Genomic DNA, 17,149 nt, shown 5'->3' with positions numbered 1-17,149 from the left:
GCCCCTTATCTCAACCTCCACTTCTGCAGTAGGTGAAGGATATCTAACATTGTTGCCGTTATGAGCTGTTTTTATGCAGCGTAAGCGGGGTAATATTATGCTTGCAGTAACTCATGACTGATACAGAGTCAAACCTGCAAGCGGGAGGAGTTATTAAGGTAAATGGACAAATTGCAATTGGATGTTAATCAAATTCAGGAGATTATCCCACATCGAGCGCCTTTTTTATTGGTGGATCGTATTATTGAGCTGGAGGAAGGGAAAAGAGCAGTAGGCATTAAAAATGTAACGATGAATGAGCCTCATTTCATTGGACATTTTCCGGGGTATCCTGTTATGCCTGGTGTGTTGATCACCGAAGCACTGGCTCAAGTTGGGGCTGTCGCATTACTGCACTTAGAGAGCAATCGTGGCAAAATCGGGTTCTTGGCAGGGTTGGATGGTTTCCGTTTCCGTGGGCAGGTGGTTCCTGGGGATACACTGACGCTTGAAGTGGAAATCACTCGTTCCAAAGGCGCATTTGGCAAAGGGAAAGCTACGGCTAAAGTAGGCGATACGGTAGTAGCTGAGGGCGAAATTATGTTTGCTTTATCTGACCCTCCCCATAAATAAAGCTCTGCCGACATAAGCACGACGTCTGAACCGAGTGCATGTGTACATAGAAATCCTGTTTTGACAACCCAAAAATGGAGAGGGGAAATTCCGTATGACGCAGTTGAGTAAAAAAGCACTAGAAGGCATTGAGAGCTGGCTGCAAGACCCTTATATTGATGAAGAGACCAAACAGGAGTTGCGCGCATTGGAAGGCAACGAGCAGGAACTGGAGGATCGCTTTTACAAAGAGTTGGAATTTGGTACAGGCGGTCTGCGTGGAGTGATCGGGGCAGGAAGTAACCGGATGAACCGTTACGTCATTGGACGGGCGACTCAAGGGCTGGCTCGCTATATTTTAGAACAGCATGCTGGTAAAGAAGGCAAGCCTTCGGTTGTTATTGCACATGATTCGCGTCATTTTTCACCAGAATTTGCTCTGGATGCAGCTTTGGTGCTGGCGGGCAATGGTATCGTGGCTAAGTTGTTCCCTTCCTTGCGTCCAACGCCACAGCTTTCGTTTAGTGTACGTCATTTGGGAGCCAGTGGAGGGATTGTTGTGACAGCGAGTCACAATCCTCCTGAGTATAATGGATACAAGGTATACAACGATGAAGGGGGTCAGCTTGTTCCAGATCAGGCTGAACAGGTAATTGGTTATATCCGCGAGGTTCCTTCGTTTGCCGACATTCGCAGTCTGACACGTGAGGAAGCAGAGGCACAGGGATTGTTGGTTTGGCTTGGAGAAGATGAAGATGAAGCGTTTGTAGATACGGTAGCCAGTGTGAGTGTGAACCGTGAGCTGATTGCAGCCGGACCAGGCAAAAACTTCAAAGTTGTGTTTACACCTCTCCATGGCACTGGAAATGTACCGGTTCGTCGTGTGCTGGAGAAAATCGGTTTTGAACAGGTGCATATTGTGCCTGAGCAAGAGTTGCCAGATGCTGAATTTTCGACTGTCAAGTCGCCAAACCCAGAAGAACGTGATGCGTTTAAGCTGGCAATTGCGCTGGGTGAGAAAATTGGTGCAGATCTGTTGATTGGAACAGACCCTGATGCTGACCGTATGGGTGCAGTTGTGAAAAACCGTGATGGCGAATATGTGGTATTGTCCGGTAATCAGTCTGGCGCGATCATGGTTTACTACTTGTTGAATCAACTGAAAGAAACAGGCAAGCTTCCGAATAATGGGGCTGTTATCAAAACCATCGTAACCAGCGAAATGGGTGCAGTCATTGCCGAACATTTTGGAGCAACCGTGTTTAACACGCTAACTGGCTTCAAGTATATTGGCGAGAAAATGAACCAATTTGACCAAACTGGCGAGTACACCTACCTGTTTGGCTATGAAGAGAGCTATGGTTATTTGGCAGGGAATTATGCTCGCGATAAGGATGCTGTCTTGGCGGCTATGCTGATCGCTGAAGCTGCTGCTTATTACAGCACCCAAGGTAAGACGCTCTATGATGTTTTACAAGAGCTGTACGAGCAGTTTGGTTACTTCCTTGAGAAGCTGGAGTCTCGTACCCTTAAGGGTAAGGATGGAGTGGCACAAATTCAGGGCAAAATGACCGATTGGCGTAACAACGCGCCTCAAGAGATTGCAGGCGTGAAGGTAGACAAGGTACTGGACTACTCACAAGGTCTGGACGGACTTCCACAGGAAAATGTACTCAAATTCTTACTGGAGGACGGTTCGTGGTTTTGCCTGCGCCCTTCGGGCACAGAGCCGAAAATCAAAGTATACTTTGCGGTACGCGGTTCCTCGCTGGCAGACGCGGAGCAAAGAATCAGCCATCTGGTCGATGCTGTTATGGCTCGCGTAGACGCTTGAGAAAAATCCCTTTATAATAGAATAGGTTAAGGTAATTGGATAAGATATAGTAATCGGTGACCTCTCACGGCAAAGGGCAGTACGCCGTGGAGGTCATTTCTGTATTGCAGAATAACCTGGAAGAGGCTTTGGGAAAATAGGCTTATTCCGGCAACGGAGGATTTTGCAAAATTCAATGAGTGACCTACCAAAAGGCTGAGTATGGCGAGGTGGGCAGCATTGAATTTTGCAAAATCCCGAATATTAAGGAGGTTCTTTGGTGTATCAGAAATGGCAGTATTGGAATACGACTTCTCGAAAATGGTTATGGATTTTGGTGGCTGTCGGCTTGCTGGCTTCCATTCCAGTCATCGCCGATCGTGTGAAGACAGAATCCTCGAGTAAAAAAGTAGAGATTGTATTCGATTATCGGGATTTGACAGAGGCAGCCTCGTATCAGGCTCACCCGCAGGACTATCTGAATGAGCAACTTGACCGCTTACAGCAAGCGGGTGTGAACAGCATGGCGATGTATGAAAGTACGTTGGATGATTTCCGTAAAGCGGGTCGCGTCGTAACCTATACAACTCAGAACGTTGCCGATATGGAAAAACGGCTTTCACCTGCAAATGAGAATTTTACGTATATTGTTTTCGCTGATAAAGAAAATGCCGAGGCATTAAAGCCGTTAATTTTACGTACGTTTACAAGCCTGGACATCAATGTAAAACCTTGGACTTATCAGGGACAGGAAGGGTTAGTTGTGGAAACATCTCCAGAGGATGCGTATCTCAAGCCCATGCAGCCTGACCCGATTGCGATGAAGCAGCTTCGGAGCAAAGGATTTTTTATTGTTCCACGGATGAGCGACAGTCTTCCTTACAACCAGGAGTTGACGGAAGAGATGCTTGCTTCCTTTCAGCAAAATGGTGTAAAACGCATTTTGTTTGAAGGTGATTCAGTCAAAGGCTTCACCGATAACGAGAAAGAGCATAGCTTAGCGGCATTTGCTAAATTGCTGAACAAATACGATATTGGCCTAGCTGCTATCGAAAACTTAAAAAAACCGCAAGCAGGCTTCAATAAGCTCGCTTACGATATCCACTATAACGTTGTGCGTTTATACTCATTGAGCGATAAAGATTCAACGCTCGATGTTGAAACGTTGGCCGATCGTTTTGCATTGGCCACCAAGGACCGTAATATTCGCATGTTGTATCTGAATACCGCGCCTAGCCGTAGTATTGCTGAAGCCAAGGTGAAGGATTCGGTAGATAACCTAATCCACAGCTTGGACAAGCCGGGTAACGCTGTACAACGGATGGAGAAAAAGGGGTTTGAACTCGGACAGGCTGAACCGTTCCAAGTCGTCGATTCGTCCATTCAGCGCTATCTGAAAATGATTGTCTTACTAGGTGCACTGGCATTCTTCTCCATTATGGTGTCCTATTTCGTCCCGGCATTGACTTTGCTGGCATTTGCACTTGGCTTGGCAGGTTCAGCAGGACTTTATGTTTTGAACTCTAGCTTGATGGAGCAAGGCCTGGCCCTACTCGCAGCGATTAGCGGACCTACGGTTGCAATGATCATCGCTGTGCGTACGATTAGAATTAAACGTGAACAGGGTGCTGAACTTTCTGTAGGTCAGCGTTTGATTCAAACGTTTATACTGTACGTGCAGACGGCGATTTTGTCGCTGGCTGCGGTGCCTTTCGTTATTGCGCTGTTGAACAGTATTGCCTACAGCCTTGTGCTGAATCAATTTAGAGGTGTAAGCTTGCTTCACATTCTGCCGATCTTCTTGGCAGCGATATATATTTTCTTTTATCGTGGCGTTTCTATACGGGAGGAAATTTCCAAGCTGCTACGTACGCCGATTACTGTATTGTGGGTTATCGCACTGGCTGTTATCGCAGCCGCAGGTTATTACTATTTGACTCGTACCGGAAATGCGGGTACGGTGTCGAACACGGAGTTGGTCTTCCGGAACTTCCTTGAAAATGCGTTTGGTGTACGTCCGCGCAATAAGGAATTTTTGATGGCTCACCCACTGTTTATTGCAGGGGCATTCCTGGCTTTGAAATATCGCAAAGCAATCTATTTGCTGATTATAGCTGCTATTGGTCAAGCCTCTATGGTGGATACCTTTGCTCACATTCACTCTCCAGCGGCATTGTCGCTTAGTCGCGGGCTGTTAGGATTGGGCTTGGGCCTGGTGCTGGGAATCATCGCAATTGTCGTGTGGCAAGTGCTGGAAGGGTGTTGGAAGAAATGGTCACCACAGCTCAAACGATAATCATCTCGGGTTATTACGGCTTTAACAATAGTGGAGATGAGGCGGTGCTTAAGTCGATTTTGACAGCTTTAGAGGAGGAGAGTCGTCAGGCGGGGATTACAATCAAGCCTGTTGTTCTGTCTTCTGACCCCGCTTGGACACAGAAAATGTACGGAGTAGAAGCTGTACCACGGATGAGTCTGGGGGAAGTTCGTAGAGCGATTAAAAACAGCGATGGGCTAATAAGTGGCGGCGGGAGTTTGCTCCAGGATGCAACAAGCCCTAAAAGTATTCCGTATTATCTGGCGATTCTGAAACTGGCCCAATGGGCTGGAAAACCGACGTTTGTATATGCTCAGGGCATTGGTCCGGTACAACGGAAGATATTTTATCCTATGATCCGTTCTGTGTTTCAGCGCTGTGAATATGTTTCTGTAAGAGATGAGCAGTCTGCCGCACTACTGGGTACTATGAAACTAAAGAACCCGGTTGTCGAAGTTGTTCCTGATCCGGTAATGGGGCTTCCATTGCCCTCGGGTTCCGAGCTGCATAAAGCAGCAACTGAAACGGATAAGGATAAACTTCCGATCGTTGGTGTATCTGTACGTTACTGGGATAAGGAGCGTCGCGATTTAACGGCTATTGCGGACGGCTTGAAAAAATTAGCTGCTGAGCGCCGTGTACACTTACGCTTTTTACCTTTCCATCTGCCTGATGACGAGCAGGCTTCAAGGATGGTAATGGATTTGTTGGGGGATATTAGGGGGACGGGAAGCCTTGTCAGCATGTGCGATCAAGTCACCGATCCTCAACAGATGCTTTTGGAAGTCAGTCGTTGCAGTTTGATGATCGGGATGCGATTACACAGCTTGATCTATGCAGCATCCCACCAGGTGCCTCCGTTGGGGATATCCTACGATCCCAAAATTGATCATTTCCTCAGCCGTGTCGGTAGCCAGCCTGTAGGCACTACAGAGGCACTGGATGGACAAAAGCTGGCTAATGAGTCTATGCGGTTGCTGGATCAGCGAAGTCAATGGATTGAGAGCCAGGGAGCGGCCATTGCTTTGTTAAAAAGTGAGGCTCGCTTACCGGCACAGCATATCGTTAATTACTTGTGTCGCAAAGGATGATGGATACAGTGACAGTTGATAAGGTTACGAATGTGCCTACCGTCCCGATTTTCGGTGTTCCGGTATCAAGGCTTAATATGAAAGATACATTAAATGTATTAATTCAAGCAGTGGAGTCTCGCCAGCCCCATCAAGTGATCACTGCCAATCCGATTATGGTCATGGCTGCATTGGAAGATCCAGTGTACATGGACGTGATGAAACAGGCAGAGTTGATTGTTCCAGATGGGACTGGCGTGGTCTGGGCTGCAAACTATGTAGGACATCCTGTACCTGAGCGGGTAGCGGGCTTTGACTTGTTACATGAATTACTTGCAGCTGGAGAAAACTATCATTGGAAGGTTTATTTACTGGGATCAACATCTGAGGTGATTCAAGCGACCGCAAAGCGGGTACATGAGCTTTATCCCCGGATTACGGTTTGTGGCAAGCGTGATGGCTTTTTTGGACCTAAAGAGGATGAAGCGGTGATTGCAGCCATTCGTGAAGCAAATCCCGATTTGTTGTTTGTAGCACGTGGAGCGGACACACAGGAACCCTGGATTGGTAAATATAAGGAACAACTGGGTGTACCGGTGATGATGGGGGTTGGCGGTAGCTTCGATGTTATATCAGGCAGAACCAAACGCGCACCTAAATTGTTCCAAAAGCTACGGGCTGAATGGTTATATAGACTCCTCAAAGAGCCAAGCCGATACAAAAGAATGCTTGCGCTGCCGAAATTCGCCGCGAAAGTGATGCGCGAAAAAGAAAACGTCACAAAAGTGTGATAAATAGCTTGAATCTGCCTTCAAAACCCGCTAATTTGCCAGAATATGAAGCTTGGTATTTATTTTTGATCAGAGTATAATTCAATGCGGTTACATCTGAAAAGGGATTGCTTTAAAATTGGGGGTCGAATGATCAAATGTTATTGATCTATATTATTGGGTTCATCATGGCACTGGGACTTGCGCTGTTACTGACACCGCTCGTCAAGAAATTCGCTGTGAAGGTTGGAGCCGTCGATGTACCGAATGCCCGAAAAGTACATACCCGAATTATGCCGCGTCTTGGCGGACTGGGGATTTTCTTGGCATTTCTGTTGTCCTTATTGGCGGTGTTACCTTTTGTGCCTGACGGAATGCTGTCCTCTCGGGATATTAACTTTATCGCAGCCTTTCTGATTGGCGGCACGCTGATTACACTGATTGGTGCTCTCGATGATCGTTTTGATCTCAATGCAAAATTGAAATTTTTGGCTCAAATTGCCGTTGCGTGTATGGTCGTGTTTGCTTTTGATATTCGTGTAGATTTTGTAAATGTACCTTTTCAGGATGCATACTCATCTTTGGAAAGCTGGATTTCCATTCCGCTTACGATTTTCTGGATCGTAGGTGTAACGAATGCCATCAATTTGATTGACGGTCTGGATGGACTGGCTGCGGGTGTCTCAGGAATTGCGATTGGGACTATCTTTGTGATGTCGGTATTGATGGGCAATTACATGGTAGCTATGCTTTGTCTTGTACTGCTGGGCAGTATTATCGGATTTTTATTTTTCAACTTTCATCCTGCGAAAATATTTATGGGTGATACAGGGTCATTATTTTTAGGTTTCTGTCTGGCCATGCTATCCATGCTTGGTTTCAAGCAAATTGCTATCGTATCTTTTATTACGCCATTGATTATTATCGGTGTACCTTTGTCAGATACATTCTTTGCTATCATTCGTCGCAAGTTGCAGAAAAAACCGATTTTCTCTCCGGATAAAGGTCATTTGCATCACTGCTTACGCGAACTAGGTTTCAGTCACAGACAGACGGTGTTGATTATCTACGGTATTGCGGCATTTTTCGGTGTATTGGCTGTGATTCAATCGTCTGCTGCGCTTAATGAAGCGAACTGGGTCACCTTTGTCGTGATTTGTATTATGATGTTCTTCCTACAGATTGGTGCAGAGGTTATTGGTCTTGTTGGCAAAACCAAACGCCCAGTTATAAACACACTGATTCGCTTGCTGGCTAAGCCAGATTCCCAAACGCGTTCGAAATTATAATTTTAATTTAAAAGTAAGCCTTCAAGCTTGGCGGTATACCGCGGGTTTGAAGGCTTTTTTGATGTTTGCTGTAAAAAAACTCCCTCCTTTTTTGAGAATTTACTAATTTTTTGTATGTTTACTACCGATAAAAAAAGTATTGAATGATTACGTACCCCAAGGTGCGACAGAATCAAAGGAGGACAATGATTTGAAACGATTGCTATCCATGTTGCTGACGGTTGGTCTCATCATTGGCTTGGTGCCGGCGGCCCTGGTAGGTACGGCTCATGCTGCGACGGGAACTTATTTTATTTTTCCAAGTGAAAAATATGATGTGGATTCGGCTAGAATGGTAAACACTGACCGAGTTACAGTTAACGGTACGATTAACGGAGTGAACGGAAGTACTATATCTTATAGTGTATTCCAACTCTCTAAAAATGGAACAAACCTTAACGTGGTTAATAAGAACGAGAGTCAAAAAGGCGGAATTACAGTCAGTGGCTCTACGCTTAAAGTTACAGACATTAAACTGTTTCCTGGTTTGAACCGGATTACATTTCAAAGTAGCCAAAATTCGGCTGATATGAAGGACTCCATTTACATTGAGTATCAGGATGGGCCTAAGCTTTATGATCTATCTGCTACGTTGAATGGTGAAACCGAGCAGTTGCTTGAGAATCAGACAGCGGTGCTGACAGACGCACGCAATAGCGGTACGGATGATGTGAAAGTAGTCATTCAAGGTACGGCTCCTAATGCTGACAGTGTAACGCTCACGTCTGCAAAAAGCAGTAATACGTATACAGTTAACTCTTATACCGCATATAAATTAACAGGTAGTGTGGTACTCAGTCCAGGTAAAAATATAGTGACTATTAAAGTGGGCAACGGAACTCAGGCCCTCACAGTTACACGTGAAATTACGATTTATACGGGTAAACCGGAATTCTCTGATTTGACCCTGAATAAGGATGGGAATGTTTCTGCTGATTTGACCACTTCGCCTGACTTTACCGTATCGTCTACAAGTGGTGTGGTTTTAAAAGGTAATGTTTTGGTGCCAGGCGGTGCAACCGATCCAGGAGTGGCCACAATCAATGCACGTTTTACCGATGTGAGTAACAATGGTAGTGCTGTAGGTAGTGCGACTGGGGTTGATGCCACAATTGATACTGCAAATGTAGTTACATCAAATGGTTATAAAGTATATCCATTTCAGGTGACTGTACCTTCGGAAGCTGTACTTGATCATTTGACCAGAGCATCCCTGGGCATAACTTATACGGATAGCAGTACACCTCCAGCTCCATCGGCTGTCCAATTTACATTGCGCAGCAGCACTCAGCCGTATATTGATGATGTTAACTATCTTCCTGATTTTAATACTCAATTGTTGAACAGAACTAAAGGAAGCGGGTCTGATCAGGCAGCTGCCCTAGATGAAGCTATGAAATTAACAGGTAGCTCTATGAAGAACAAGACTACAGATGCTGCATCTGTACCCGTAGGTATGGAGTTTATCGTTGTTAATGGTGCACCTTCTTCAATTAGTGAGCTTTCCGGAGTAACGGTTCATACTGTAGGGTCGCCTCAAGATGTGATTCGTACAATTAATGGTAAGTCAACGCAAGTGAAGAAAATTGTTGCTTATGTAGACACTTTGCCTAAAGAAGGACAAAATGTACTGAATTTTTATCTGAATGGTGATTCGACCAAGTTAATTAAAGCTACGGTGAATCTGTTGCAGGGTCCGTTCATGAAATACGACACGATTTATGATGGGCAACAAATTCCGTTGAATACATCCAGCTCAAACTTGAATACCTATAAATTGACTCAGCTGGGCAACTTTAAAGGTAAATTACTTGATGTGAGCAACGCAGCAGATATTCATTACACTGGAAGTAACCGAAATGTATTTCTGTATATTAATAATGTATTGGTTGATTTGGATGGTTCAGGAGCGGACTTCAAGCTTGCTGCTTCCTCGGAGACAGCCGCAGCCAATGCCTTGGCGAACGGAAATAATGAAATCAAGTTTGTATACAAGCCAGGTATTGAGTACAGCAATACGGTAAAAGTAAACTTTACACAGACGAATATTCCAGTAATTCCTGTTCCCAACACACAAGGAATCATCCCTTTTACACCAGTTAGCGGCTTGAGCAATACGCCGAAATATAGCGAAATTGCTCCGAAATCAAAAGATGCTAATTTCACCAAAGTGGATGACACCAACTACAATACATCTCTGAAAAATATCAATGTATTTGGTACTTTCAGTATTGCTGATTTGGGTAAAGCAGATCAGGTAAATGGTTCGTTAAGTGATATTGCTAATAAAGATCAATATATTTTGGAGATTAAGGGATCGGATGACAGTGAAGTCAACTGGACACTGAGTAACGAGTTTTTCTCAGCAGAAGATGCTAAGACAACATACAATTCCGGTTCTACTACAGATAAATTTACAAATAAAGATTTAAAAGACCTGCTTGTGTACTACCATCCGGATAAAAAGTATTTCAGCTTTGTGTTGAAAAACCAAACTATTTCGCAAGATGGAACACCAGTAGCTTATAACATTACCTTGTACAATAGCGGCAAGGGCGGACCATTTGCTACTTTCCGACTGCAAGTATCCGGTCAATCCACATCTTTTGATATTTTGCGTCCACTCCCTGAAAAGAGAATCGTGAATCAAAACTTTGTGCAAGTTGTTGTAAATGCAGGTAATGCAGATAGTGTTACGGTAGGTAAAGAAACAGCAGTTCAAGAGGGTTTCGACTCTGATTATGATGGCACCATTGATTATCCATCAACTTACAAAGCCATCGTTACAGGTCTAAAAGCCAACAAAGATAATAAAATTGATGTAGTGGTTACTGTAGGCAAAGAAAAACTGAAACAGACTATTACTGTTAAATATGTGCCTACTAATATCCCTGGCGAGCAGTACATGGAAGCGATGAAAACATCGCACAAAGTGTTCGATGGTAATCTTACACTTGCTTTTGCGAAGGGAACGAGTCTAATTCGCCGGGATTACGATCAACCACAGCAATTCAAAAACCAGGTTTTCTCTGGCCATACTTTGTACTTTGCGATAGCAAATAGCGAAGATGGTGTGGTAGATCGTCATGAATTTGAAACTGAAAAAGCATTGTCCGATATGCGGAGCTTGATCGCAGATGGAAGTAAATATTTCAACCGGGATTTTCCAAGTCGCTTTACCAAGTCCAGTCCGGTATTCTGGATTGACCCTGGTACCGCAGATGATATCAAAACGGATGCTTACGATCCGGTGACATATGGTGCTGATCCATATCAATTGGCTAACAAATCGCAAAATGACAATAGCAAGATCAAAAACTTCTACTGGCGTGACCCATCTAACGAGCTAGTACCTTCCAAGCGTGCTACATTGACGCTGACGTATGATAGCAGTATTGCTCAGGATGCAGGGAAACAAATGTCGGTGTTCTATTTTGATTCTGATCTTAAAGACTGGCAGAACATTGGTGGTGTGGTGGATCCGAAAAAACACACCATTAAAGTACCGTTTGATCGTTTCGGTTACTATGTAGTTGCTAAAGTTGGAGAAACGTATAGTGATGTCATTAAGCACAAATACGCCAGAGATTACATCGAAGCCATTTTGGCTAAAGGTGTCATGAACCCAATGGATCCAATTAATAGCTTTGGACCTGACAGCTACATTAAAAGAGGCGAATTTACGTCTATGATCGTCAAAGGTCTGCAAATTCCGCTTAATTTCAGCGGAGCGAAGCATTTTGACGACGTGTCTATTCCAAATACGATATCAGCAGATGCGCTCTATGATTATCGTTATATTGAAACAGCTGCACGCGCTGGTATTGTCAAAGGTTCGCAACCAAGAATCTTTATGCCGGAAGATGTAATCACACGCCAAGATGCAGCAGTCATTATCGCTAAGGCATTGAATTTGAAGCTTGAAACAGATCATGACAAGATCATGAAGAATCTGTCTAAGACCTTTAAAGATGCGGACAAAATTGATTACTATGCACAGGCATCTGTATTGGCTATTGCCAAGAAAGGCTTTATTACGGGTTCACCTGTTGATGCAAGCGATCTGAAAAAAGGATATATGTTTAATCCTACTTCTCTGACCTTACGTGGAGATGCAGCCATTATTGTAGCTAAAGTTATGGCTGATAAAAAGCTGCTTCCTAAAATCTAATCAACAAAACACCTGAAATTATTAAACATCCCTCCATGCGAAATGGAAATTCCCTTTCATATACATGAGAGGGATGTTTTTTATAAATCAGCTATTTGACTGGAATTAAGGGCCTATGCCATAATATCAATGAGGTAAGAACTTTGGATTAGCCTTACAACGTTTTTTATTTTGGATTTAGCTTAAACGTCTGTAATTAATTGCTTTTTTTTAAGCTTTTATCTCAAAATGTGTTTATTATTTTTTTATATGTTTTTTTTGCGCATTTATCTGAAACCTTACGCTTATTTCATCGTAGTAGTGGATGTGTGTGCTTAAATATTACATAGAGAAGTGAGTGGGGAGTGATGAGATGTCTCAGTTTTCAATACGCCGTCCTGTAACAGTATTTATGTTAATTATTGCTTTGTTAATCGGGGGCGGTATTTTTGCGTTAAGACTTCCTGTAGAGCAAATGCCGGATATGAAGCTGCCATTCGCTGCAGTGGTGACTAGTATTCCAAATGCAACGCCTACAGAAGTTGAGGAATTGGTTACTAAACCTATTGAGAAAAGTCTGGCTTCTATTGAGAACGTGGATAAAGTCATGTCCGAGTCTTCAGAAGGAACATCTATGGTCATGATTCAATTTAACTGGGGAGTAGATATCAATCAAGCAACCCTCGACATGCGAGATAAAGTTGATGGGGTTAAAGGGTCACTTCCCAAGGCGGCTAATTCGCCACGTGTCCTTAAGGTGGATCTCAACGCAACGCCGGTTATTACGCTCTCTCTTACAGGAGACCAGGATATTAACAAGTTGAAGCCTATTGCTGAAGATATTATTGAGCCGCGGCTTGAAAGAATTGCGGGAGTAGCTGCAGCCAACATGTCAGGTGGGCAAGCTCGGCTTGTGAAGATTACCGTAGATCAAGCCAAACTTCAAAGCTATGGCATTACGCTAGATCAAATCAGCCAAGCGCTATCGTCTAATAACGTAGCGGGTTCTGCTGGTTCGGTGTACCGAGGCAATACAGAAATCCAACTTCGGGTTCAAGGTGAATACAAAGCTGTTTCAGAAATGGGTGAAACGCCAATTCCAGTAGGGAAGGGAAGCATTAAGCTAAAGGACATCGCGAAAGTTGAAGATTCCTTGGATGATGTTACAACCATTTCTACCTATAACGGAAAGCCAAGTATCAATATTTCTGTTACTAAAGCTACAGGGGGGAATACCCTTTCAATCGCCGATTCTGTAAAGGATAGTTTAGATTCGATACGGAAGGAATTGCCTCCGGGAACTCAATTGGAGATGGTAACAGATGCATCCAAACCCATTAGCGACTCCGTACACTCATTAGTAGAGCATGCTATACTGGGACTTATTATCGCAGCTATTGTGTTGCTATTATTTTTGAATAGTATACGTTCTACCATTATTGCTACTATCGTTATTCCAATTTCCTTCGTAGCTACGTTTATGATGATGTATTTCACCGGACAAACCATTAATATTATTTCACTGAGCGGTTTGCTTCTGGGGTTAGGATCCTTTGTCGATTTTGCTGTTGTTATTATTGAGAATATTTTTAGACAGCGACATGAAGGGAAAAGCATGCTACAAGGGGCTATTGATGGCTCCAAGCAGGTGGGTAATGCCGTTATGGCATCTGCACTTGCGCAGATCGTAGTATTTTTACCAGTTGTTTTTGTTGACGGAATTGCGGGAGTTCTATTTAAACCGTTGGCGTTAACCGTTATTTTCTCTCACATTGCAGCCTTGCTTGTATCCCTTATGATTGTGCCGATGCTGGGCTCACGTTGGCTACCTACCGTGCCAGATGAATCCATTTATTCTTCAGGTACTTATAAGGGTGTTAACCCTATTGTGTGGTTTAATATTGGCTTTGAGAAATTTAAGGGTGGGTATCGCCGTGTATTGAAGTGGGGAATTAACCATAGAAAATCTGTGTTAATCATTACTTTATTGATGTTTGTGGCAGCTGGATCTCTAATTTCTTTCGTTAAGGCTGAATTTATCCCAGCATCTGATACTGGGGAATTCACAATTAACGTGAAACTTCCTAATGGAACGGTCTTGGAAGAAACGGAAAAGGTTGTTCAAGATATAGAAAAAGAAATTTTGAAAGTTCCGGATCTAGATAAAATGACAGTGACTGTTGGTTCTGGTGGCAATTCTGGTTATTCAGGGGCAGCTCCAACTAATTCGGCGGATCTAAGCGTAACGCTGAAGGATGGACATCAGCCAACAGATGGTGTAGTTGAGGGCCTTCGTAAAAAATTTGATAGCATTCCGGATGCAGAGATTACAATGGCGTCTACAACAGGTCTTTCAAGCGGAGCGGCTGTTAATATTAACTTAAAAGGTGACGATATTGACGTCCTGAGAGAACTCTCGGACAATCTCGTTGCGGACGTAAAAAACATACCGGGTACGGTCAATGTGAAAAGTACCTTGAGTGCCGTTCGCGAAGAATATGAGATTACCGTTAATCGGGAACTTGCAAGTCGATATGGCTTATCAGCAACTCAAATTTTATCAGCAGTGAATACGTCTTTTAATGGATCAGTCGCCACAAGCTATCGTACAGGTGAGGATCAGATTGATGTGAAGATATCGTTGCCAGAGCAAAACCGCCATGATTTGTCAAATCTAAAAGCCTTACGGATTACCACATCGCAAGGTATTGATGTACCTTTGTCTTCCGTAGTAAGTATTGATAAACGGACTGTACCCGATACTGTTACTCGTGAAGACCAAACGCGTCAAGTGCAGATTACAGCTGATATTGATGGAACAGGGGATATTCTTACTATTAATCAAAAAATAGATGCTCTTTTGAAGAGTACTCACTTCCCTGAAGGCTACAGTGCAGATACGGGTGGTGGACAAAATGAACAAATGCTGGAGTCCTTTACGAACTTGGCGATAGCTATTTTACTATCTGTCGTGCTCATTTATATGGTTATGGCAGGACAGTTCGAATCGTTGCTCACACCGTTTGTTATTATGTTTTCCGTTCCACCTACGGTAATTGGTGTGCTTATCGGTTTAGCTGTAACCGGGGCGAGTCTCAGCGTTTCAGCTTTGACGGGTTACATCATGCTCGTCGGTTTGGTCGTCAACAATGCCATAGTTATGATTGACTTTATAATTCAGCTCCGAAAAGACGGCCAAGATCGGGATGAAGCTATTATTCATGGAGCGTCTGAGCGGTTGCGTCCGATTTTGATGACCACGCTGGCTACTGTACTAGCTTTGCTTCCAATGGCATTCGCTACAGGAGAGGGTAACGAAACACAAGCACCGATGGCAGTTGTTGTTGTATTCGGGTTATCCTTCGCAGCTGTTATTACATTGATTCTTATTCCGGTAGTCTACGTCATCATGGATAATATGATACAAAAACGTAAGAATCGGAAATTAAAAAGACAAGCGAAGAGAGAATTAAAAAAAGAAGCGAAACTACAAAAAAGTGTTCATATATAAGGTGAGGTGGAGAAACATAATGAATAAAAAAAGTGCTCTGATTGCTACAACTTTGCTTTTATCAGTTGCATTAGCGGGTTGCGGTGGGGGAGAGGCCCCTGCCGCACCAACTACGGCGCAGCAAGCCATTCCAGTTCAAGTAGCAAAAGTGGCTAAAGGTAGTATTAACGATTCAACAGGTATTATTGGAAGCTTTGCTCCCAAAGAGACAGCTCAGGTGTCTCCGAAAATTAGTGGTAAAATTCAAAGTATTAACCTTACAGTGGGCCAAAAAGTAAATAAAGGCGACACATTGTTTACTATAGACCAAAAGGACTTGCGGGACTCGATTAAGCAATCCCAAGAGTCGTATCAGGTTGCCCTGGCCAATTTAAAGCAGGCAGAGTCAGGTGCAGCGCAATCGGTGCAGCAGGCAGAATCCAGCGTGGATCAAGCCAAAAGTGCGCTTGTCCAGCAAGACAACACGATCACTCAAGCTCAGACCAGTCTGGTAGATGCTCAGAGTTCCGTGCGTGATGCTCAAAATACGCTCAATCGCAACCAACAGCTGTTTAGTGCGGGTGCTCTTTCTCAATCCGAGTTAGAGCAGTCTCAAATAGCGCATAGAAGGGCTGTAACTGCGGTGGAGAATGCACAGATCACACTTCATAATGCACAAACATCTAAGGAAAGTGCGCAAACAACATATAATAATGCTCAAAAATCATTACGTCTTGCACAACAGAAAACGGGCATTGACGTAGCTCGTGCTTCTGTCAATCAGGCTAAGTCCAGTTTAGACACAGCTCGTAGTCAATTGGTGGATACTGTAGTCAAAGCTCCAATTTCCGGCACGATATCGGTAGTAACAGGAACACAGGGGCAAATGGTTAGTGCACAATCTGCGGTTGCTACAATAGCGAATACCAATCCTATTATTGCAAAAGTTAACGTTTCTGAATCTGAGCTTCTTAAGTTGCAGGTGGGTTCATCTGTGACTGTAGGTGTGGACTCGTTAAATAAGCGAATTGAGGCCAAAGTATCGGCTGTCAATCCGGTAATGGATAATGATCTGAAGGCATACCCTATTGAGGTATCAGTTCCTAATGGTTCTGGCGAATTAAAATCAGGGATGGTTGTAACTGTATACATGAAATCAGAAGCTCCTAAAAACATTTTGGTATCGCAGGATGCCATTACGGAGCAGGCAGGGAAAAAGTATGCTTATGTAGTGGAAGGAACAGTGGCTAAGCGGGTAGAAGTGCAGACAGGCCAGGAAAGTGCCAAACAGGTTGAGGTAACCAAGGGGCTTGCTGAAGGACAAAATGTTGTCGTTAAGGGCGTTAGTCTGCTTACGGATGGCGCGAAGATTAATGTAGTGAAGTAATTTGTCTCGGTTATATATACCGTAAATCACTGTTACTCCGTCATTCCTACTACTTAAAGTGTATTAGAGTATTAGATTTCAAGGGAATCTATAAGACTTTATGTACTTTATATATTCTATGGATAATTCTTAACGAATATACTCCATTAAAGACCGACTTAGATGTACGAAAATAACCCTTGTACATTTAAGGTTGAGAAGGTAAAAGTTGTAGGATGACGGAGGAACAGGTT

General features: G+C 43.6%; 9 protein-coding genes. All 9 read left to right on the top strand.

The annotated features are described in order from the left end of the window. Window positions 1–162 precede the first annotated feature (162 nt). The 9 genes from fabZ to AOU00_RS10275 all read left to right on the top strand — a co-directional run bounded on the left by fabZ (window position 163) and on the right by AOU00_RS10275 (window position 16,916). On the top strand, window positions 163–612 hold the full coding sequence (gene fabZ / locus AOU00_RS10315; RefSeq protein ID WP_061831645.1) for a 3-hydroxyacyl-ACP dehydratase FabZ: 450 nt from the start codon (window positions 163–165) through the stop codon (window positions 610–612). A 94-nt stretch (window positions 613–706) separates the two neighbouring features. Next, complete coding sequence (locus tag AOU00_RS10310) at window positions 707–2,425, top strand: phospho-sugar mutase (protein WP_069290537.1); 1,719 nt, start codon at window positions 707–709, stop codon at window positions 2,423–2,425. A 259-nt stretch (window positions 2,426–2,684) separates the two neighbouring features. Further along, complete coding sequence (locus AOU00_RS10305) at window positions 2,685–4,700, top strand: DUF5693 family protein (RefSeq protein WP_069290536.1); 2,016 nt, start codon at window positions 2,685–2,687, stop codon at window positions 4,698–4,700. Beyond that, window positions 4,676–5,812, top strand: coding sequence for a polysaccharide pyruvyl transferase CsaB (gene csaB / locus AOU00_RS10300; protein WP_061831642.1), 1,137 nt, complete (start codon window positions 4,676–4,678; stop codon window positions 5,810–5,812). The genes AOU00_RS10305 and csaB overlap by 25 nt, the downstream gene beginning before the upstream one ends. Window positions 5,813–5,820: 8 nt before the next feature. Next, window positions 5,821–6,582 (top strand): WecB/TagA/CpsF family glycosyltransferase, encoded by a 762-nt coding sequence (locus tag AOU00_RS10295; RefSeq protein ID WP_069292032.1) that lies wholly within the window; start codon window positions 5,821–5,823, stop codon window positions 6,580–6,582. Window positions 6,583–6,719: 137 nt separating this feature from the next. After that, window positions 6,720–7,850 carry a glycosyltransferase family 4 protein gene (locus tag AOU00_RS10290; RefSeq protein ID WP_013312307.1) on the top strand — a complete coding sequence of 377 codons (1,131 nt, stop codon included), beginning with the start codon at window positions 6,720–6,722 and terminating at the stop codon, window positions 7,848–7,850. 190 nt (window positions 7,851–8,040) lie between these two features. Beyond that, window positions 8,041–12,060, top strand: coding sequence for an S-layer homology domain-containing protein (locus tag AOU00_RS10285; RefSeq protein ID WP_069290535.1), 4,020 nt, complete (start codon window positions 8,041–8,043; stop codon window positions 12,058–12,060). Between the two features lie 352 nt (window positions 12,061–12,412). Further along, window positions 12,413–15,550, top strand: coding sequence for an efflux RND transporter permease subunit (locus AOU00_RS10280; protein WP_061831640.1), 3,138 nt, complete (start codon window positions 12,413–12,415; stop codon window positions 15,548–15,550). A 19-nt stretch (window positions 15,551–15,569) separates the two neighbouring features. Then, entirely contained in the window at window positions 15,570–16,916 is a 1,347-nt protein-coding gene (locus AOU00_RS10275) for an efflux RND transporter periplasmic adaptor subunit (protein WP_061831639.1), read from the top strand. The last annotated feature ends 233 nt before the right edge of the window (window positions 16,917–17,149 follow it).

The sequence above is a fragment of the Paenibacillus polymyxa genome, from assembly GCF_001719045.1.
Classification (GTDB): Bacteria; Bacillota; Bacilli; order Paenibacillales; family Paenibacillaceae; genus Paenibacillus; species Paenibacillus polymyxa_B.
Note: the sequence above shows the minus strand (reverse complement) of the source record. Positions and strands in the feature narration are given on the sequence as shown.